Source organism: Rhizorhabdus sp. (assembly GCF_018006725.1).
Classification (GTDB): domain Bacteria; phylum Pseudomonadota; class Alphaproteobacteria; order Sphingomonadales; family Sphingomonadaceae; genus Rhizorhabdus.
The window spans coordinates 1-18252 of sequence record NZ_JAGMXV010000086.1 but is presented as its reverse complement, the minus strand read 5'-3'; the positions used below and the strand labels follow the sequence as shown (position 1 = coordinate 18252).

Genomic DNA, 18252 nt, shown 5'->3' with positions numbered 1-18252 from the left:
GCATGTTCCTGGGTGGCGCCGGGCTGGCCGACACGATCCTTTACTGCCGCAACAAGATCTACCCGCTCGGCCTGCCGAACGGGATCAGCCACTTCCTGACCGCGATCGCGGTGCTGGTCACGCTGATCCTGGGCATCCGTACCGCCTTCCTGCCGCCGGCCGCGCGCCCGCTGAAGGTGTCGATGATGCGTGCCGGGCAGATCCAGGGGCGTTTCTCGCTGCTGATCGTCACCACCCTGCACAAGCTGCTGCTCGGCAGCAGCACCGGCGGCAGCGCCGCATCGGGCGCGCTGCAGCTGATGGTCGTCGAGCAGCGTCCGCTGCCGCTGCTCCGCGCCCTGTTCGCAGGCATCTTCGGCCGCGTCGGGCGCGACAGGATGGACGGCGTCCATTTCGAATATGGCGACGAGATCCAGATCGAAGGCGAGCGCTCGAGCGTGATCCTCGACGGCGAAATCTTCCAGGCCGATGCGGGCAAGCCGATCGTTCTCAAGACGACCCCGCCGGTCCCCTTCCTGCGCCTGGCCGCCTGATACCAGCCTTATGCCGCTCGAAACGCTGGTCGCGACGGAGCTCGCCGAGCCTGTCGATCCTCGGGTCACGGCCATGGCGGCGGCGCTTGCCGCACGCTATCCCGATGCCGCCCGGTCGGTGCTGTTCTATGGATCCTGCCTGCGGGAAGCCAATGTCGACGGGCTGATGCTCGACTTCTACCTGATCGTGTCGGACTATCGCGCGGCCTATGGTCCTGGCTGGCTCGCCTTCGCCAACCGCCATGTCCCGCCCAACGTCTTTCCGTTCGAACATGACGGCCTGATCGCCAAATATGCGGTGCTGAGCGAGGATGACTTCGTCCGCCTCGCGTCCTCTGCCACCCGGAACGTGTCGGTCTGGGCCCGCTTCGCCCAGCCCTCGCGCCTCGTATGGGCAGCCGATCAGGGGGCTACAACGCACGCCGCATTGGCGATCGCCGGTGCGGCGCCTGCTCTGCTGTCGGCGGCCCGCCCCCTGCTGGCCGACCGCCTCGGTGTCGCGGAGCTGTGGGAAGGCGCCTTCGCTCTCACCTATGGGGCCGAACTCCGCGCCGAGCGCAAGGGCCGGGCCTCGTCGGTCGTCGGTGCAGATCCCGATCGCTATGCGCGCTTCACCGCCCCGGCCCTTGCCACGGCAGGACTTGGCGCCACGATCGAGGGCGGCATCGTCAACTTCGCCGCGACCATCGCCTCCACCGAACGCAAGGCAGCGGAGGCAGCCTGGCGCCGGCGCCGACGCGAAGGCAAGGCGCTCACCTTGCTCCGGCTCGCCAAAGCCAGCACCACCTATGCTGGCGGCATCGATTATCTCGCCTGGAAGATAAACCGCCATGCGGGCGCGGCGATCGAGATAAAGCCGTGGCAGCGGCGCTGGCCGATATTGGGCGCGCTCGCGCTGCTCCCTCGCCTCGTCCTGCGCGGCGCAGTGCGCTGAATCTGCGAGCGCGCGCGGCCGTTCAGGCCGCCTGCGACGCCGTCCGGCCCGTGTGTCGGCCCATTGCCCGCCCGATCGCATGTCCCAGTGCGGATATGGTGAAGGGCTTGCGCAGGACCTCATGGTCCGCAAAATCTTCGGTCTGCCCGGCTTCACCGACATAGCCGGTGACGAACAGCACCGAGATTCCCGGATAGTCGCGGCTGATCGTCGCGATCAACTCGGGCCCTGTCATGCCGGGCATCATCACATCGGTCAGCACGAGATCGAAGCTCTGTCGCTCGGCCAATATGGCGAGGGCCTCCTCGCCCGAGCTACAGGCGCGCACGGCATGGCCGAGTTCGGCAAGGCCCGCCCGGGTGGACGCCTGGACGCGGGGATCGTCCTCGACCAGCAAGATGTCGAGTGCACCGGTATCGGGCCGAGCGGCGACGGTCAGATCCATGGCGCTGCGCTGCGCCGCCACGCCATGATGGCGCGGCAGGAGCAGCGAGATGGTCGTTCCCTTGCCCAATTCGGACGCGATGCGGACGTCGCCCATCGACTGGCGAACGAAACCGAAGATCTGGCTGAGCCCGAGCCCCGTACCCTTGCCAACCGGCTTGGTCGTGAAGAAGGGTTCGAAAGCGCGTTCCATCACCTGCTGCGACATGCCGCACCCGGTATCGGCGACGCTGATCCTTACATAATCGCCCGGCTTGAGCCCGCCGCTCGTCGGCGCATCAAGCGTGACATCCTCGACCATGATGTCGAGGCGGCCAGCCCCCTCCATCGCATCGCGGGCATTGACCGCAAGATTGAGAATCGCATTTTCCAGCTGGTGTGCGTCTGCCCAGATCGGCCAGGCCGCCCGGGTCGGATGGACCTCGACGATGATGCGCTCACCCAAAGTGCGGTCGAGCAGCACCTTCATGCCGGACACCAGCTTCGCCGGCTGGACCGCGTCGGGCAGTAGCGGCTCGGCGCGCGCGAAGGACAGCAGCCGGCGGGTCAGCGCCGCCGCCCGGTCCGCACCTTCGAGTGCGCCATCGATGTACATGCCCGCCTCGGCCGGCTGCTTCGTCAGTTTCCTTCGGGCGAGATCGAGGCCGCCCACCACCACCGAAAGCATGTTGTTGAAGTCGTGCGCAATGCCGCCGGTCAGCTGGCCGACCGCCTCCATTTTCTGCGCCTGCGCCAGCTGCGCTTCGGCCCGAGCGCGGGTCTCGCTTTCCGCGAGCAGGCGGCGATTGGCTTCGCTCAATTCCTGGGTCCGCTCGGCAACGGCGGCCTCCAGTTGCGCTGCGCGGTCCGCCTCGACTTCCATAGCCTCGGCCGCATGCGCACGCTGGGCCACCGCTGCAGCCGCAAGCCAGCCCAGCAGGATGGCCAGCCCCATCAACGACAGCCCGAGGACGGACAGGAGGGTAGCGAACCAGTTGGCCCGCTCGGCGGAGAACAGCGTTGCTTCGGATCGCTGCCCAAGTCGCTCGCGCTCACGCGCGGCGATCTGTTCGAGCGTCTCGGAAATGGCGCGGACGTTGGAAGACTCGCCCGCCTTGCTGAACATGCCGATCGCGTACCAGCCCTTGCCGACATTGGCGAAGGAGGCTGCAGCGGCGAGTTCCTTTTCGCGGTCGGCGGCAAGCGCCTCCAGTTTTCGGACGAGGCGCTGCTGACCAGGCTGGCCGGAGGTCAGCCGGTCGAGCTGGCGCAGCTGGCTCATCGCCCGGCGCCATTCGTCGTAGAAGATCGTACCGACCTTGCGATCGCTACTGACGACATAGCGGGCCAGCGCCGCTTCGGACCGCGCCATCGACGCATCGAGCGATCGCGTGAGGACCATGATGTCGTAGCTGTGCTGTTCCCGCCGCAACGCCGCGTCGCGGGCGTCGTTCGACCGCGCGACCATGGTCACGACCGCAATCAGCAGGCCGATCGCCACCACGACCAGCAGGGCCGCCGCGATCGATCGCCGCGTGCCTTGCGACAGGTTCCGTACCCACGCAACGGAAGCGTTGAAGGTCATGACGGTCTTGTATCGCACCCGAAGCGACCGGGATAGCCCATCCCGGTCCGTCCCGCGTCGGTCAGGCTATGACGCCGATCGCCCGGCCCGCACTTTCGAACATCGCCAGGATCTGATCGACCTGCTCGTCGCTATGCTCGGCACAGAGCGAACAGCGCAGCAGGAAGGTGCCCGCAGGCGTCGCCGGAGGACGTGCCGTGTTGACGTAGAGGCCTGCTTCGAGAAGCCCCTGCCACAGCGCGACGGCCTGGGCCATGTCGGTCAGGATCACCGCGATGATTGCCGACTGGGCGGTCTCGGTGCCGAGCTTGTAGCCCATGTCGCGCAGCCCCTGGTGCAGGCGGCGCGAATTCTTCCACAGATGGGCGCGCTTCTCGCCCGCATGCATGAGCTTGCGGATCGAGGTGGCAGCGGTCGCGACCACCGACGGCGGCAGCGAGGCGGTGAAGACATAGGGGCGGCAGACGAGGCGCAGAACTTCGAACTTCGGATGGTTCGAGACGCAGAAACCGCCGACCGTGCCGACCGACTTGGAGAAGGTGCCCACGACGAAGTCGATGTCGTCGGCAACGCCCGCTTCCTCGAACACGCCGCGGCCATGTTCGCCGAAGAAGCCCATACCATGGGCCTCGTCGCACAGGATCATCGCGCCGTGCTTCTTCGCGACCGCCACCATCTCGGGCAGCGGCGCGATGTCGCCCATCATCGAATAGACGCCCTCGAGAACGACCAGCTTGCCCGCCTCGGCCGGCAGGCGGCCAAGCCGCTTGTCGAGATCCTCGACCGAATTGTGGCGGAAGCGGACGATCTCGGCGTCGCCCAGCCAGCAGCCGTCATAGATGGACGCGTGGCTGTCGGCATCGAGGATGATGTAATCGCCCTTGCCCGCCAGCGTCGAGATCATGCCCAGATTGGCCTGGTACCCGGTCGAGAAGACGATCGCGTGCTTGGTGCCGTAGAATTCCTTGAGCGCGTCTTCGCACTCCTTGTGGCCCTGATAGGTGCCGTTGAGCACCCGGCTGCCGGTCGTGCCCGCGCCATAGGCGTCGAGCGCGGCCTTGCCGGCGGCGATGACATCGGGGTCGAACGTCATGCCCATATAGTTGTAGGTGCCCAGCAAGATGGTCTTCTTGCCGTTGATCAGCGCCTCGGTCGGCGACAGCACCTTTTCCATGACGATCGCATAGGGATCGCGCACGCCGGTCGCGAGCAGCGCCTCCCGCTCGGCGATGAGCGGGTCGAACTTCGAGAAGAGATCGGTCGCCAAGGTCAGCCCCGCAGCTTCATGACGGCATCGACGAGCTGTCCGACAGTCTCGATCTCGGCCTGCATGTTCATCGTGATGATGATGTCGAACTCGTCCTCGACGGCGGCGACGAAGTCCATCACCGTCAGGCTGTCCCATTCGAGATCGCCTGCGAAGCTGGTCGCGTCGGTCAGGTCGATCCCCTTCTTGTTGAAGGGCTCGATCTGCTCGGCCACGCGGGTGAAGGTATCGTCTCTGCTGCTCATCATCGTTCCTCAGTGCGATTGCGCGACCGTCCATTTGGGACCGATCGCCTCACGCGGCGAAATAGCGATCCGCGAGCGCGGAACCGGCATCGCCCGTTTCTTCCGCTCTAGGATGACAGAGCCGCGCTTGCCAAGCGATTGCGGCGGCTTCGCGGCAGAGCGGAGGCGGGAGCCGACTTTCCCGACCTCCGTCACGCAATTGTCTCTTTGCCGCCCCACCAGGCCGTGCCATTACCGGCGCGCACTTCAGAGGGACACATGGCAGCCGACGAAACAAGAGCGCCGCCGCGCGGTCAGTTCGCGCCCGATGCGGTCCATCTCCTGCGCACCGCCCAGCAGATCCAGTATCAGCTGAGCCAGATGGCCGACCAGAAGGCCAACATGCTGATGGGCGCCACCTTCGTCATCTTCACGATCACGGTCGGGCAGATCAAGGCCGGCGGCCAGGCGCCCGTCGCGCTGATGATACTGGGCGCGGCGGCCTTTCTCTCGGCTCTGCTGGCGGTGATGGCGGTGCTGCCCTCGACCAAGGTCCCGCCCCGTGCCGACGGCCCCGCGAACATGCTGTTCTTCGGCTCCTTCACGCAGATCCGGGAAGACGAGTTCGTCCAGTTCGTGCTGGACACGGTCACCGACAGCGACGCCGTTTACGCCGCCTTCGCCCATGACATCTACCAGAATGGCCGCGTTCTCGCCCGCAAGAAGTACCGGCTGCTCGGCTATGCCTATCGCGTGATGCTGGGCGGGCTGATCCTCAGCTTCATCGCCTTCATGGGCCAATTGGCAGTCGATTTCGGCTGAGCGCAGCCGTCAGAGCCACCCCTGCGCGCGATACCAGGCAGCGGTCGCATCGAGCCCTTGCTGGGCCGCCACCTCCGGCCGCCAGATCGATGCCGGCGGACGGGTCCGCACCACCCAGTCCGGGTGACAGAAATAGCGGACGCGATCGCCGGTCAGCTTCGCCTTGTCGCCCAGCCGTTGCCGCTCGACGAAAGCGGCCAATTGCAGCAGCGGCTTGGGCGTGGATAGCGTCAGGAGCCTCGGCCGGCCGACGGCCGCACCGATCATCCGGCCAAATTCCTTGTGCGAATATCCCTCGGACACACCATCGTCCGGCTCGTAGATCTGCGCGTGGCTTTCGGGCGCATCGACGAGCGCGACCAGAAGCCGCGCCAGGTCACCCGCTTCGATCAGCGACAGACGCCCCTTGGGCGGCAGCGGCAGTATCCCGCGGCGCGCGGCGATGCGGAACAGTTCCAGCATCTCGCGGTCGCCCGCGCCGTAGATCGCCGGCGGGCGCACGATCGTCCAGTCTAGCGAGGATTGGACCACCATCGCCTCGGAGGCGCGCTTCGACCAGCCATAATCGGACAGGTCCGGCTCGCGCGCGGAGAGCGACGAGACATGAACGAAGCGGCGCACGCCGGCGGCTTCGGTGGCGGTGACAAGCGAGGCGGTGCCGGTGACATTACCCTCGACGAAGCCCGCCAGGGTCGGCGCGTTGACCACGCCCGCGACATGGATGACCGCATCGACGCCATCGACCAGTTCGCCGAGCGCGACATGATCCTCGAGCGTCCCGCGGAGCCACTGGACATTAGAGTGCGGCAGTTGCGCCCGGCGGGTCAGCGCGCGCACCTCATGGCCTGCTTCGGCCGCGAGGCGCAACACATGCCCGCCCAGGAAACCTGTGCCGCCCGTGACCGCGACGATCATAGGAGCGGTGACCGCGACGATCATAGGAGCACCATATGGTCGCGGTGGACGAGTGCCGAGCGTGGAGCGTAACCGAGCACTTCTTCCAGCGCATCGCGTCGGCGACCGACGATTTTCGCCGCATCGTCCGCGTCATATTCGGCAAGGCCGCGCGCGAAGGCTTCCCCCTCCGGACCGCAAATGTCGACGACGTCGCCGCGCGAGAAGCGTCCCTGCACGCCCGTCGCGCCCGCCGCCAGCAGGCTGCGTCCTTCCAGCAGCGCCGCCGCCGCTCCGGCATCGACCATGACCCGGCCCTTGGCCGTCAGCCGCCCTGCCAGCCATGCCTTGCGCGCACTGCCGACGCGGCTGCCGAGAAAGACCGTCCCGCGTCCATCGGCCTCATAAGCCGCCAGAGGATGGTCGCGCTTGCCGGAGATGATCGCTAGATGCGCGCCCGACCGCTGCGCGATTCGCGCGGCCTCCAGCTTCGAGATCATGCCGCCCGACCCCATGCCGGACGCCGAGCCGCCATCGGCCATGGCACGGATGCGCGAGTCGATCCGTGCGACTTCCGGCACGAGTCGGGCAGTCGGATCGCGATGGGGATTGGCAGTGTAGAGACCGTCGATGTCGGACAGCAGGATCACCCCGCCGGCGCCCGCTGCCTGTCCGATGCGGGCAGCCAGGCGATCATTGTCGCCGAAGCGAATTTCCTCGGTCGCGACCGAGTCATTCTCGTTGATCACCGGCACGACGCCGAGGCTCAGCAGGCGATCGAGCGTGGAAGCCGCGTTGAGATAGCGGCGACGATCCTCCAGATCGTCGAGCGTCACCAGCATCTGCGCCGCCGTCAGCCCCTGCTCATGGAGCAATTCGGCCCAGCAATGCGAGAGCGCGATCTGGCCGGTCGCAGCCGCTGCCTGCGCATCCTCGAGGCTGGCGCGTCCGCCCTTGGCCAGACCTAAACGACGGGCGCCCAGCGCGATCGCGCCCGAGGACACCACGGCGATCTGCTGCCCCGCGCGGTGCCGGACCGCGAGATCGGCCACGACGCCCTCCAACCAGTCCCGCCGGACCTTGCCGTCGGGATCGACGAGCAATGCCGAACCGATCTTGACGATCAGTCGGGAGCAGGCGGCGGGAGCGAAGTGGCTGGCGGACATCGTCAGATCGGTGACCAGGGCTCGTCATTCTCATTGGCGGCGGTCGTCTCGGGCGCCGGACCGAGAATCTCGATGATCTGGTCGAGCACTGCGGGCAGGCCTTCGCCGCTAGCCCCCGACAACAGCATCACCTCGGCGCCGCTCTTCTTCGCCAGCTTCTTGGCGAGTTTGTCGAGCAGCTTGGGCTCGACCGCGTCGATCTTGTTGAGTGCAAGCACCTGTGGCTTGTCGGCCAGACCCGCGCCATAGGCGTCGAGTTCGCCGCGCACGATCTCATAGGCGTCGACCGGGTCATCCCCACTCGCATCGACGAGATGCAGCAGCACCCTGCACCGCTCGATATGCCCCAGGAAGCGATCACCGATGCCGGCACCGTCGGCCGCGCCCTCGATCAGACCTGGAATGTCGGCGACGACGAATTCGCGGCCCTTGTGGCTGGCGACGCCCAGTTGCGGACGGATCGTCGTGAAGGGATAGTCGCCGACCTTCGCCTTGGCGTTGGAAACGGCGTTGATGAAGGTCGACTTGCCGGCATTGGGCAGCCCGACGAGGCCACAATCGGCGAGCAGCTTCAGCCGCAGCCAGACCCACATCTCCTCGCCCGGCCACCCTCTGCCATGCTGACGCGGCGCGCGGTTGGTCGAGGTCTTGTAGCTGGCATTGCCGCGGCCGCCGTCGCCTCCGCGCAGGAAAACCTCGCGCTGTCCGGCAACGATGAAGTCGGCGAGAACCTCGGACTTGTCCTCGGACAATATCTGCGTTCCCACCGGCACCCGGATCACCAGATCATTGCCGCCGGCGCCGGTGCGATTTGAGCCGGCGCCGCCATGCCCGCGCTGCGCCTTGAAATGCTGCGTGTAGCGGAAGTCGATCAGCGTGTTGAGGCCAGCGACCGCTTCGAAGATGATATCGCCACCCTTGCCGCCATGGCCGCCGTCGGGGCCGCCATATTCGATATATTTTTCGCGCCGGAAACTGACAGCTCCAGGCCCGCCCGATCCCGAGCGAATGAAAATCTTTGCTTGATCCAGAAAATGCATCGCGCGCCTTTATACCAATTGGCGGCGAAAAGAACCCGTCGGCACGCGCAACCACACGAATAGATGAGGGTGTTACCAGCCGCGCATCACGCGCAGTTGATGTGCCAGCGTCTGGCGTGCCGAATCGCGCGGCAGGTCGAGCGCTTCGGCGATCGATTCGCCGAGCAGGCCCTCGCCGAGAGCCGTGAGCACCAATATGTGCGTGATCTGCCGCAAAGGCGCACCGCGATATTCGCCGAGTTCCTCGACCACGGTGTGAACCGCCTCGAGGATCGGCACCAGCCCTTCGCGCTCTCCCGTAACGACCATCCAGGATACGAGAGCGGCGAGGCCCTGCTTCTCGAAGATGTCGAAAGTGATGTCGACGACTTCGCGCAGATCGCTCTCGTTACGCCGCGCCTCGATGACTTTCTGCTCGATCTCCGCCACCGCGCGACTCACCACCATCTCGGCCATCGCGCGGCGCAGTTCGCCGGCCGATCCGAAATGGTGCAGCACATTGGCGTGGGTACGGTTGATGCGCTTGGCAACCGCCATCAGCGTGACGGCTTGCGGACCTTCCTCGATCAAAATGGTGCGCGCAGCGTCGATAGCGCGGAACCGCATCTCCTCGGTGGAGAGACGCAGACGGGTGTGTGGCATCGTCGGCTCCCCCTTAGGCCGTCCCGGCGAGAAGCGGCCAACAAGCAGACCGCCGCTATCGTCGCCCTAGCATAGCGGCGGCCGGGCTCGCCCAGCATTTTCTGTCATGGAATCAAGCAAGGCTTTGGCGCCCGGCCAAAAATCAGCTCAGGCTGCCAGAGCGGCCTCACGATCATAGCCGATGCTCGCATCCTCATCGCTGCTGGTCGTGGCAAAAGCGCGCCGTTCGAATTCGACGCAGTTCACCACCATATCGCGGGCGCGACACATGCGGGTGCTCAACGTGCCGGTAGGCTGGAAACCCAGCTTCGTGAGCACGCGGCCCGATGCTGCGTTGTCGGCGAAATGACCTGCGCGCAGCGTCGGCAGGCGGAGACCGTTGTCGGCGATGTCCATCATCGCACGGCCGGCCTCGGTCGCGAAACCCAGCCCCCAATAGGAGCGAGCGATCCAGTAGCCGAGTTCCACGCCCTCCTCGGTCGCGTCCAAGGCAATCCCACCGACAAGACGGGGAGCGCCCAGAGTGCGCGCAAAAATAAGGAAATTGGGGAGCGAGCCATGATCGGCCGCCAGAAAGGCCTCGGCATCGGCCAGCGTATAGGGCCAAGGCGCGCGCGCCAGCCTCGATACGATGGCGAAGTCGCCGATCGCCGCCGCCAAAGCCGGGGCATCCTCTCTCCAACCAGGACGCAGCAACAGCCGCGGGGTACGAGCGAACATTTCATTCTCCCTTATCGCTGCCCCGGAAACGCCTTTGAACCCAAAAGGTTACAGCGGGGCGACAGTTTTCTGAGGGAGAAAATAAAAAGGGAGAGGTGCGACCCTCTCCCTCATCGGTCCGGCGTGCCGGACCCTCGGGTCGCCTCTCCGGACGACCCTCGACGGATCATCCGTTTATTCAGCCGCCTCGGCGAACGCCGCGACGCTGACATATTTGCGGCCAAGCTTGCCGCTGTGGAATTCGACGCGGCCTTCGGCGAGCGCGAACAGCGTGTGATCCTTGCCGATGCCGACGTTGCGGCCCGGATAGACCTTCGTGCCGCGCTGGCGGACGATGATGTTGCCGCCGATGACGGTTTCGCCACCGAACTTCTTCACGCCGAGGCGACGGCCGGCCGAATCACGACCGTTGCGCGAAGAGCCGCCTGCTTTCTTATGTGCCATCTCAAACTACTCCGTTGGCTCTTCGATCAGGCTTCGGCGGCGGCCGGAGCGTCGGCCTTTGCCTTGGAAGCCTTCTTCGCCGGGGCTTCGCCACCGACCGAGAGGATCTTGAGGATCGTGTGCTGCTGGCGATGGCCGTTGCGGCGACGATAGTTGTGACGGCGGCGCTTCTTGAAGACGATGACCTTCTCGCCCTTCGCCTGCGCAATGATTTCCGCCGAAACGCTGAGGCCCTTCACGTCCTTCAGCTCAGCACCCTCACCCGCGAGAAGAACGTCGTCCAGCGACACGGTCGAACCCGCGTCACCCGGAATCTTCTCCACGACGATCTTGTCTCCCGCGGCAACGCGATACTGCTTGCCGCCCGTGCGCACGATAGCGAACATGGCCCTCATCACTTCTTCAAAAGCTGTTAGCGCGAACGCGAAGACACCAGGCCATCACCCCGCACAGGAAAGCGGCTCGCTAGAGGTGGGAGGTCGGAAAGTCAACCTTTATGCGACTCTCCGGCAAAAACCCCGAAGGGTCTTGGCCCGACCGCCGCGAATCAATGCCGGTGCTGGCGGCGGAGCTGATAGCGACCTTCCGAGAAACCCTCGAACAGCCCTGAGATCGCTGGATGGTCGACCAGTTCGTCGCTGTCGTCACGCATCAGATTCTGCTGACTGACATAGGCTATGTAACTGCTGTCGCTGTTCTCGGCGAACAGATGGTAGAATGGCTGATCCTTGGCCGGCCGCATGTCGGCGGGAATCGATTCGTACCATTCGTCGGTGTTGGCAAACACCGGGTCGACATCGAACACGACTCCGCGGAACTCGAACAGCCGGTGCCGCACCACGTCGCCGATCGAAAAACGGGCGTGCGCCACAGGCGGCGGGTTGATTCCCTGGGGAAGCGGGCCGGGGGCCGGCATGGTGGAAATGGTCTTCTCAATCACAGGAATAATGTAGGGAAGTCTCCTCCACATGCAAGCAGGCGCTTGGCAAGCGCGAAACTCTGGGCTAATGGCCCGCCCCTGTCGACTGGCGGACGGCTTCACGGCCCGTTCGTTCCACCTCTGCGGAGAGGTGCCGGAGTGGTCGATCGGGGCGGTCTCGAAAACCGTTGTGCGGGCAACCGTACCGTGGGTTCGAATCCCACCCTCTCCGCCATATTCTCTTATTCCTTGGCTATTTCGTCGGCGGCTTTTTCAAGCGCAGCGAGAAGCACGCGCATCCGTTCGACAAACCAGCCCGGACCGAGCGATTCGCGCAACCGGCGTTGCCCTTCCTCAACGATCGCGATCCGCGCTCCCTCGTCGGACAGGTAGCGCGCACAAACGCCCTCCAGATCGGCATAGTCCCAGCGCACCGGTGCATAGGTGACACCGGCTTCGAACAGATCGGGCGCGGTACGGATATGGCCGACGTCAGGCTTCACCAGCAGGCAGCCCGCCTGGATCGCCTCGAAATCGCGCCAGCACAGTTCGCCATAGCCGAAGGGGCTGACGCAGATCCGAGCCGCGCGAAGTTCGGCGTCATAAGCGGCCTGTGAAACGCGCGCGCGCGGCACCGCCACCCGCCATCGCCCCGCGAGCGATTCGAGCGCTGCGATCGCTGGTGCGCGCAGATCACCCAGCCAGCTATCGGGGGAGACATGGACCCGTCCGCAGATGTCGATGGAGCGGGGCGTGGTAGGCGCGACCGTGGGCAGCCTGGCGATCTTGTCATCCAGAGCGATGTTCCAGCCGAGGTAGAGCTTAGCAGGTGTCAGGACCGGCTCTGGCTGTCCGATGGGGATGATGTCGTCGGCGAAGGACCGGCCAGCGACTCGCGCCGCATGGTCGGTCAGATTGCTTTTGCCGATGAAGGCGCGCCGGTAGTCGGCCGGGTCGGTGAAGAGATGCTTCTTCACGTAGAGGTCTGTCAGTTCGACCAGTTCGGGCCACAGCACAGCGCTGTCGTCATCGCCGTCGAAATAGACGAGCCGGGTCGCGGATCCCTGACCAAGGGTTTCCCGAACCCTTCGGACAATGTCCATCGCCTCGGAGGCAGAACGCCGGAAGGAGAGCTTCAGTCCGATCAGGTCATAGCCGGACAGGCCATGCCAACCCGCGTCGTCCTGCCCGTCGAGTGGCCCCCAGTCGATCGCGAGACCCAGGTCACGACGCAGGCGGTTGCGGTGCCGCCAGATCGGCGCGAACTGCTGTTCGCTGGTATATTCGCGTCCGTCGCTGAGCAGCAGCATGCGGGTCGCAGGCCGGGCGAATCCGGCACCGGCCGAGGCCACGAAGCCACCGACCGACCGGCGCAGGCGCTCTCTGGCCGAGGTCACCGGCGCGCGCGGCGATAGGTAGCGAGGGCCTGCGCCACCACCTGATCCATGTTGTAATAGCGATAGGTCGCCAGCCGACCGACGAACATCACATCCGGCAAGGCATCGGCCAGCGCCTGATAGGCGCGGAAGCGCGCCTGATTCTCGGGACGGGGCACCGGATAATAGGGATCGCCCTCGGCTGACGGATATTCGTAGCTGATACTCGTGCAGGGCGACTGCTGCCCGGTCAGATATTTATACTCGGTGATCCGGGTATGGGGGACGGCCTCATCGGGATAGTTGACCACCGCCGCCGCCTGGAAGCGCTCGACCGGCAGCGTCTCGTGCCGGAAACGCAGCGAGCGGTAAGGCAATGGCCCGTGGCAGCGATCGAAATAATCGTCGATCGGGCCAGTATAGACGAGGCGATCGAAGTCGAGCGCGCTCCTGACGCGGAAGAAGTCGACACCCGTCGACACCGTAATGTTCGGATGATCGAGAAGCCGCTCGAACAGGGCCGTATAGCCATCGGCCGGCATCGCCTGGAAGCTGTCGGTAAAATAGCGATCGTCAGCGTTGGGCCGCACGGGGACACGCGCGGTGACCGAAGCGTCGAGTTCCGATGGGTCGAGCCCCCATTGCTTGCGCGTATAGCCGCGGAAGAAGCGCTCGTAGAGTGCACGCCCCACCCGCCCGACCACGACGTCTTCCGACGTCCGCACCGGCGCCACCAGCTCGGCAATGGCCTGGAGATAGGCCTCCGTCTCCTCATCGGACGTAAGCGACAGGCCTTCGAGAAGGTTCAGCGTCGTCCGGTTGATCGGGAACGGCAGGCAGCGGCCATCGACCTCGGCCAGCACGCGATGTTCATAGGGGCGCCAGTCGGTGAACGCCGAGAGATAGTCGAACACCTCACGGCTGTTGGTATGGAAGATGTGCGGGCCATAGCGATGGACCAATATCCCCGCAGCATCGCGCTCATCATAGGCATTGCCGCCGACATGGTCACGCCGGTCGATGACCAGAACGCTCAGCCCGGCGTCGGCAGCAAAGCGCTCTGCCATCACCGCGCCGGCGAAGCCTGACCCGACGACGAGCACGTCCCATCGCCGGTCGAGGATCTCCGCCTGGGGTACGTGTCGTATCACCGCTCTAGCCACCGCCTCCTGATCGCGATCCCGTAAATGGCCAGCGCCACGGCAGCAAAGAGGAACCATTGCACCGCATAGCCGCGGTGATTGTTCGGGATCGTGTCGATCGCAGGCGGCTTGCTCGGCGCAAAGCCGGGCTGCGGCGTCTCGAGGACGATGAGCCAGGGCATCGGCTTGACCGGTCGGTCGGCGAAGCGCTGTGCGAGTACGTCGTCGGGAACCAGCACGCCGGCTGACGACAGCCTCGCGCCCGACGCCGGAACGGCGAGCGCGCTGCCGACTCGTTGCCATCCTATGTCGGCCAGCATCTCCCTGCCATCCGCCAGGCGGCAGGGCAGGATGGAGCGGAACCCCGCAGCGCCATTCGGGCCCTGCCCGCCGAGATGGATGGGAGCGCCAGCTACGACACAGTGGAGCGACGCTTTGCGGAAACCCAGCGAATCGGGGAATGGTCCGGCCGGGAGACCCGCAAGCGGTGGCGCGGTGGCAGCAGCCCTGTATCGGGCGAGCAGCGCCTCCTTCCACTGCGCTCGCTGTAATTGCCACAGCCCGAGGCCGATCATCGCACCGACCGCGAGCAGGACCACGAGAGTCGGCAGGATCGGAAATCTGCGCATCAGTCGCCCTTCACGATGCGCCCCTCGCGGGCAGCGTTGCGAAATTCGAGCGCGAGCAGGAGGCCTTTGGCGAAGCGCAACAGCACCACTGTCAGGCCCAGCGTCAACGGAAGCCACAGGATCAGATGGACCACCAAAGGCGGCTCCCATCGCAGTTCGACGAGAATGGCGAGCAGGCTGACCACGGCGCCCACGATCAGGATCAGGAAGGCGGCAGCGCCATCACCGACGTTGAACGAGCCATAATCGAGACCGCATCGCGCACAGCGATCGGAGAAGCGCAGCATTCCCGAGAATAGACCAGGACCGCCGCACCGCGGACAGAGGCCGCGCAGGGCGGCTTCGGCCGGCGGAGGTGCCTCGGGTTCGGATGACTCGGTCATTGGGCTACCCCGCAAAAAAAAAGGGCGCGGCGACAGGTTGCCCCGCCGCCGCGCCCCTCGTTCGACAAGCGTCGGATCAGCCGTGGACCGGCGCGCCCCAGCCGCCCCACACATAGACGACGATGAAGAGGAACAGCCACACGACGTCGACGAAGTGCCAGTACCAGGCAGCCGCTTCGAAACCGAAATGCTGCTGCGGGGTGAAATGCCCCTTATAGGCGCGGACAAGGCATACGATCAGGAAGATCGTGCCGATGAGCACGTGGAAGCCGTGGAAGCCGGTCGCCATGAAGAAAGCGGCGCTGTAGTTCAGGCCTTTGAAGACGAACGGCGCGTGCATGTACTCATAGGCCTGCACCGAGCTGAACACGAGGCCGAGGATGATCGTCAGCCACAGGCCCTTCTTGAGACCGTCGCGGTCACCGTGCAGCAGAGCGTGATGCGCCCAGGTCACCGTGGTGCCCGAGCAGAGCAGCAGCAGCGTGTTGAGCAGCGGCAGGTGGAACGCGTCGATGACCTCGAGCCCCTTGGGCGGCCACACGCCGGCCGCCTGGGTGACGCTGTTCGGACCGGCGATGATCGAGGTGACGCCCTCATTATATTCGAGCGCGACCGGGAAGAGCGAGAAGTCGAACCAGGCCCAGAACCAGCCGACGAAGAACATCACCTCCGAAGCGATGAACAGGATCATGCCGTAGCGAAGGTGGAGCTGGACGACCGGGGTGTGGTCGCCGGCATGCGCCTCGCGGACGACATCTGCCCACCAGCTGTACATGGTGAACAGGACGCCGAGCAGGCCGGCGAAAAAGACGTAGCCGCCAAAGGCAGCCTTGTGCATCCACATGATCCCGCCCGACGCCATGACCAGCGCCGACATCGAGCCGAAGAACGGCCAGATGCTAGGCGGAAGGATATGATAATCGTGGCTTTTCGCTCCGGCCATTTTCCGTGCCCCTGATATTTTGCTGGAACGTCCTTAACCGCCCACCCGTCCGGAATCCACAGCGGATTTGTCGGGGTAGAAGGTGTAGGACAGCGTGATTTCGTTGAGTTTCCCGGCTTCCTTGTCCGTCAGGATGGCGGGGTCGACATAATAGATCACCGGCATACGGATCGTCTCGCCGGCCTTCAGAGTCTGCTGGGTGAAGCAGAAGCACTGGATCTTGGTGAAATATGCGCCGGCGATTTCCGGCGTCACGTTGAAGGCCGCCGTCCCGGTGATCGGACGGTCGCTGAGATTCGTCGCGGTGAAGAACGCCATCTGGCGCGCACCGATGGCGACGCGGGCAACCTTCTTCTCGGGCCCGAACTGCCAGGGCAGACTCGGCGAGACATTCGCGTCGAAACGGACGTCGATCATCTTGCCCACCACCGCACCGGGCGCAACGCCCGTTTCGCTCCGCTGGGTCGTACCGCCGAAGCCGGTCGCCTGACAGAACATCCGGTAGAGCGGCACAGACGCATAGCCGAGCGCCAGCATCCCGAGCGCGATCATGAGCGCAATGGCGCCCACACGCTTGTTCCGGGCTTCGGGCGCGATCACAGCATCTTCGCGATCGAGATCGCGTAGAAGAGAATGACCATGGCGCCCAGAATGAGGGCCGTCACCAGCGCGCGCGACCGCTGCCGGCGCTGAATTTCCTTCTGTTCCTCAGGGGTGAAGCTCATGCCAGCACCTTGTCGGCCACGATCAGGCCGAAGACGACGAACAGATAAAGGATCGAATAACCGAACAACCGGCGCTCTGCCTTCATCTTCGCGGGATCGGCCTCGCGGCTGAGCCCCACGCGGACAGCCAGCAGCAGGAAGAAGGCCGACAATAACGACGCTCCGATGCCATAGATCGCGCCAGTCAAGCCAAGCGGCCAGGGGGCGACCGCGACGGCGACCATCGGCACGGTGTAGAGCATGATCTGCAGTCGCGTGATGCGCTGTCCGACGACCGCCGGCAGCATCGGCACCCCGGCACGCGCATAGTCGGGGTTCACGAAGAGAGCGAGCGCCCAGAAATGCGGCGGAGTCCACAGAAATACGAGAAAGAACAGCAGGACCGGCAGGGTATCGACCCGCCCCGTCGCGGCTGCCCACCCGATCAGTGCGGGGAAAGCCCCGGCCGCCCCGCCGATAACGATATTCTGCGGCGTCCGGCGCTTCAGCCAGACAGTGTAGACGACCACATAGAACAGAATCGAAACCAGCAGGATCAACGCAGACAGCAGATTGACCGCCAGGCCCATGAGCAGGACCGAAAAACAGGCAAGACCGACACCGAAGTGAAGGGCGGACTGGGGATCCATCCGTCCCGATGGCAACGGCCGACGCGCGGTGCGTGCCATCATCGCATCGATGTCGGCCTCATACCACTGGTTCAGCGCGCCTGCGGCACCGGCCCCCAGCGCGATGCAGAGCACCGCGGTGAAAGCGAGCACGGGATGGATCGCCTGCGGCGCGGCCAGCAGGCCGCACAGACCGGTGAAGACCACGAGGGTCAGCACACGCGGCTTCGTCAGCGCGAGGAAATCGCGCCACTCGGCCGTTGCGGTCGTGTCTATCGAAAAAGCCTTACTCGCCATCGCTCTTCAATCATCGTTACATGAAACCGCCGCTCTGACGCTGGAGGTCGAAGCGGCGGTTCATCGTCAGGAAGTCACCGTCGATCAGTGGCTGTGATCGTCCCCGATCTGCGGCAGCTTCTCGAACTGGTGGTAGGGCGGCGGGCTCGACAGCGTCCACTCGAGCGTGGTCGCACCTTCACCCCAATAATTACCCTCGGCCTTCTTGCCCGCGAAGAGCGACCAGAAGACGTTGATGAAGAAGAAGATCATGCTGAAGGCCATGATCTCATAGCCGTGGGTCGCGAGCGAGTTCCACTTCTCATACGCATCCGGATAGTCCGGAATACGACGCGGCATGCCGTCGAGACCGAGGAAGTGCATCGGGAAGAACAGCACGTTCACGCCGATGAAGAACAGCCAGAAGTGAACCTGACCCAGGAACTCGTTGTACATGCGGCCCGACATCTTGCCGAACCAGTAGTAGAAGCCGGCGAAGAGCGAGAAGACCGCGCCCAGCGACAGCACATAGTGGAAGTGCGCGACCACATAATAGG

22 protein-coding genes, 1 tRNA gene and 1 pseudogene are annotated in these 18252 nt (G+C 65.0%); 4 read left to right on the top strand and 20 right to left on the bottom strand.

Features of this window, described 5'->3' with window-relative positions:
* Together KAY22_RS13375 and KAY22_RS13370 are read left to right on the top strand one after the other, a co-directional pair.
* A pseudogene (locus KAY22_RS13375) lies at positions 1-533 on the top strand (diacylglycerol kinase); the annotation flags it as partial.
* A gap of 10 nt (positions 534-543) precedes the next feature.
* The gene (locus KAY22_RS13370) at positions 544-1467 is read left to right on the top strand and encodes a hypothetical protein (RefSeq protein ID WP_296623948.1); all 924 of its coding nucleotides are present in this window, start codon (positions 544-546) and stop codon (positions 1465-1467) included.
* Positions 1468-1489: 22 nt separating this feature from the next.
* Here KAY22_RS13370 and KAY22_RS13365 read toward each other — a convergent pair whose 3' ends face one another.
* From KAY22_RS13365 to KAY22_RS13355, 3 genes are all read right to left on the bottom strand, one after another.
* Positions 1490-3475 (bottom strand): response regulator, encoded by a 1986-nt coding sequence (locus tag KAY22_RS13365; RefSeq protein WP_296623947.1) that lies wholly within the window; start codon positions 3473-3475, stop codon positions 1490-1492.
* 61 nt (positions 3476-3536) lie between these two features.
* Positions 3537-4748, bottom strand: coding sequence for an aminotransferase class I/II-fold pyridoxal phosphate-dependent enzyme (locus tag KAY22_RS13360; RefSeq protein ID WP_296623951.1), 1212 nt, complete (start codon positions 4746-4748; stop codon positions 3537-3539).
* Positions 4745-4987 (bottom strand): acyl carrier protein, encoded by a 243-nt coding sequence (locus KAY22_RS13355; RefSeq protein ID WP_165325042.1) that lies wholly within the window; start codon positions 4985-4987, stop codon positions 4745-4747. The genes KAY22_RS13360 and KAY22_RS13355 overlap by 4 nt, the downstream gene beginning before the upstream one ends.
* 258 nt (positions 4988-5245) lie before the next feature.
* Between KAY22_RS13355 and KAY22_RS13350 the strand changes: the two genes are divergently transcribed.
* The gene (locus tag KAY22_RS13350) at positions 5246-5788 is read left to right on the top strand and encodes a Pycsar system effector family protein (protein WP_296623946.1); all 543 of its coding nucleotides are present in this window, start codon (positions 5246-5248) and stop codon (positions 5786-5788) included.
* 9 nt (positions 5789-5797) lie between these two features.
* Here KAY22_RS13350 and KAY22_RS13345 read toward each other — a convergent pair whose 3' ends face one another.
* From KAY22_RS13345 to hspQ, 8 genes are all read right to left on the bottom strand, one after another.
* The gene (locus KAY22_RS13345; RefSeq protein ID WP_296623950.1) at positions 5798-6703 is read right to left on the bottom strand and encodes an NAD(P)H-binding protein; all 906 of its coding nucleotides are present in this window, start codon (positions 6701-6703) and stop codon (positions 5798-5800) included.
* Positions 6704-6723: 20 nt separating this feature from the next.
* The gene (gene proB / locus KAY22_RS13340) at positions 6724-7848 is read right to left on the bottom strand and encodes a glutamate 5-kinase (protein ID WP_296623945.1); all 1125 of its coding nucleotides are present in this window, start codon (positions 7846-7848) and stop codon (positions 6724-6726) included.
* Between the two features lie 2 nt (positions 7849-7850).
* A complete protein-coding gene (obgE, locus tag KAY22_RS13335; RefSeq protein WP_296623944.1) occupies positions 7851-8888 on the bottom strand; it encodes a GTPase ObgE in 1038 nt (345 codons plus the stop codon).
* 72 nt (positions 8889-8960) lie between these two features.
* Positions 8961-9530: a TetR/AcrR family transcriptional regulator gene (locus KAY22_RS13330; RefSeq protein ID WP_296623943.1), complete on the bottom strand. Its 570-nt coding sequence runs from the start codon at positions 9528-9530 to the stop codon at positions 8961-8963.
* Positions 9531-9677: 147 nt separating this feature from the next.
* Positions 9678-10250, bottom strand: a complete 573-nt coding sequence (locus tag KAY22_RS13325) for a GNAT family N-acetyltransferase (RefSeq protein ID WP_296623942.1) — start codon at positions 10248-10250, stop codon at positions 9678-9680.
* A gap of 174 nt (positions 10251-10424) precedes the next feature.
* On the bottom strand, positions 10425-10694 hold the full coding sequence (gene rpmA, locus KAY22_RS13320) for a 50S ribosomal protein L27 (RefSeq protein WP_165322770.1): 270 nt from the start codon (positions 10692-10694) through the stop codon (positions 10425-10427).
* Positions 10695-10720: 26 nt separating this feature from the next.
* A complete protein-coding gene (gene rplU, locus KAY22_RS13315; protein ID WP_296623941.1) occupies positions 10721-11080 on the bottom strand; it encodes a 50S ribosomal protein L21 in 360 nt (119 codons plus the stop codon).
* Between the two features lie 161 nt (positions 11081-11241).
* Entirely contained in the window at positions 11242-11610 is a 369-nt protein-coding gene (hspQ, locus tag KAY22_RS13310; RefSeq protein WP_296623949.1) for a heat shock protein HspQ, read from the bottom strand.
* 148 nt (positions 11611-11758) lie between these two features.
* Here hspQ and KAY22_RS13305 point away from each other — a divergent pair.
* Positions 11759-11848 (top strand) — tRNA-Ser (locus KAY22_RS13305).
* Positions 11849-11855: 7 nt separating this feature from the next.
* On the opposite strand, the gene KAY22_RS13300 is transcribed toward KAY22_RS13305, so the two are convergent.
* From KAY22_RS13300 to KAY22_RS13260, 9 genes are all read right to left on the bottom strand, one after another.
* Entirely contained in the window at positions 11856-13010 is a 1155-nt protein-coding gene (locus tag KAY22_RS13300; RefSeq protein WP_296623940.1) for a glycosyltransferase, read from the bottom strand.
* Positions 13007-14140, bottom strand: coding sequence for a UDP-galactopyranose mutase (glf, locus tag KAY22_RS13295; RefSeq protein ID WP_296623939.1), 1134 nt, complete (start codon positions 14138-14140; stop codon positions 13007-13009). Before glf ends, KAY22_RS13300 begins: the two co-directional genes overlap by 4 nt.
* The gene (locus tag KAY22_RS13290; protein WP_296623938.1) at positions 14137-14760 is read right to left on the bottom strand and encodes an SURF1 family protein; all 624 of its coding nucleotides are present in this window, start codon (positions 14758-14760) and stop codon (positions 14137-14139) included. The genes glf and KAY22_RS13290 overlap by 4 nt, the downstream gene beginning before the upstream one ends.
* Entirely contained in the window at positions 14760-15143 is a 384-nt protein-coding gene (locus KAY22_RS13285; protein ID WP_296623937.1) for a DUF983 domain-containing protein, read from the bottom strand. The genes KAY22_RS13290 and KAY22_RS13285 overlap by 1 nt, the downstream gene beginning before the upstream one ends.
* Positions 15144-15219: 76 nt before the next feature.
* Positions 15220-16086 carry a cytochrome c oxidase subunit 3 gene (locus KAY22_RS13280; protein WP_296623936.1) on the bottom strand — a complete coding sequence of 289 codons (867 nt, stop codon included), beginning with the start codon at positions 16084-16086 and terminating at the stop codon, positions 15220-15222.
* Positions 16087-16119: 33 nt separating this feature from the next.
* Positions 16120-16686, bottom strand: coding sequence for a cytochrome c oxidase assembly protein (locus KAY22_RS13275; RefSeq protein WP_296623935.1), 567 nt, complete (start codon positions 16684-16686; stop codon positions 16120-16122).
* Positions 16683-16811: a hypothetical protein gene (locus tag KAY22_RS13270; RefSeq protein ID WP_296623934.1), complete on the bottom strand. Its 129-nt coding sequence runs from the start codon at positions 16809-16811 to the stop codon at positions 16683-16685. The genes KAY22_RS13275 and KAY22_RS13270 overlap by 4 nt, the downstream gene beginning before the upstream one ends.
* The gene (locus KAY22_RS13265) at positions 16808-17716 is read right to left on the bottom strand and encodes a heme o synthase (RefSeq protein WP_296623933.1); all 909 of its coding nucleotides are present in this window, start codon (positions 17714-17716) and stop codon (positions 16808-16810) included. Before KAY22_RS13265 ends, KAY22_RS13270 begins: the two co-directional genes overlap by 4 nt.
* A gap of 84 nt (positions 17717-17800) precedes the next feature.
* A partial coding sequence (locus KAY22_RS13260; RefSeq protein ID WP_296623932.1) for a cbb3-type cytochrome c oxidase subunit I occupies positions 17801-18252 on the bottom strand: 452 nt, incomplete at its 5' end.

What these genes read in the sequence shown, in the direction of transcription:
- rplU (WP_296623941.1), bottom strand. Translation starts at nt 11,080, where the DNA reads ATGTTCGCTATCGTGCGCACGGGCGGCAAGCAGTATCGCGTTGCCGCG.
- hspQ (WP_296623949.1), bottom strand. Translation starts at nt 11,610, where the DNA reads ATGCCGGCCCCCGGCCCGCTTCCCCAGGGAATCAACCCGCCGCCTGTG.
- KAY22_RS13285 (WP_296623937.1), bottom strand. Translation starts at nt 15,143, where the DNA reads ATGACCGAGTCATCCGAACCCGAGGCACCTCCGCCGGCCGAAGCCGCC.
- KAY22_RS13370 (WP_296623948.1), top strand. Translation starts at nt 544, where the DNA reads ATGCCGCTCGAAACGCTGGTCGCGACGGAGCTCGCCGAGCCTGTCGAT.
- KAY22_RS13345 (WP_296623950.1), bottom strand. Translation starts at nt 6,703, where the DNA reads ATGATCGTCGCGGTCACGGGCGGCACAGGTTTCCTGGGCGGGCATGTG.
- KAY22_RS13330 (WP_296623943.1), bottom strand. Translation starts at nt 9,530, where the DNA reads ATGCCACACACCCGTCTGCGTCTCTCCACCGAGGAGATGCGGTTCCGC.
- proB (WP_296623945.1), bottom strand. Translation starts at nt 7,848, where the DNA reads ATGTCCGCCAGCCACTTCGCTCCCGCCGCCTGCTCCCGACTGATCGTC.
- KAY22_RS13365 (WP_296623947.1), bottom strand. Translation starts at nt 3,475, where the DNA reads ATGACCTTCAACGCTTCCGTTGCGTGGGTACGGAACCTGTCGCAAGGC.
- KAY22_RS13270 (WP_296623934.1), bottom strand. Translation starts at nt 16,811, where the DNA reads ATGAGCTTCACCCCTGAGGAACAGAAGGAAATTCAGCGCCGGCAGCGG.
- KAY22_RS13290 (WP_296623938.1), bottom strand. Translation starts at nt 14,760, where the DNA reads ATGCGCAGATTTCCGATCCTGCCGACTCTCGTGGTCCTGCTCGCGGTC.
- KAY22_RS13355 (WP_165325042.1), bottom strand. Translation starts at nt 4,987, where the DNA reads ATGAGCAGCAGAGACGATACCTTCACCCGCGTGGCCGAGCAGATCGAG.
- KAY22_RS13325 (WP_296623942.1), bottom strand. Translation starts at nt 10,250, where the DNA reads ATGTTCGCTCGTACCCCGCGGCTGTTGCTGCGTCCTGGTTGGAGAGAG.
- obgE (WP_296623944.1), bottom strand. Translation starts at nt 8,888, where the DNA reads ATGCATTTTCTGGATCAAGCAAAGATTTTCATTCGCTCGGGATCGGGC.
- KAY22_RS13350 (WP_296623946.1), top strand. Translation starts at nt 5,246, where the DNA reads ATGGCAGCCGACGAAACAAGAGCGCCGCCGCGCGGTCAGTTCGCGCCC.
- rpmA (WP_165322770.1), bottom strand. Translation starts at nt 10,694, where the DNA reads ATGGCACATAAGAAAGCAGGCGGCTCTTCGCGCAACGGTCGTGATTCG.
- KAY22_RS13280 (WP_296623936.1), bottom strand. Translation starts at nt 16,086, where the DNA reads ATGGCCGGAGCGAAAAGCCACGATTATCATATCCTTCCGCCTAGCATC.
- KAY22_RS13265 (WP_296623933.1), bottom strand. Translation starts at nt 17,716, where the DNA reads ATGGCGAGTAAGGCTTTTTCGATAGACACGACCGCAACGGCCGAGTGG.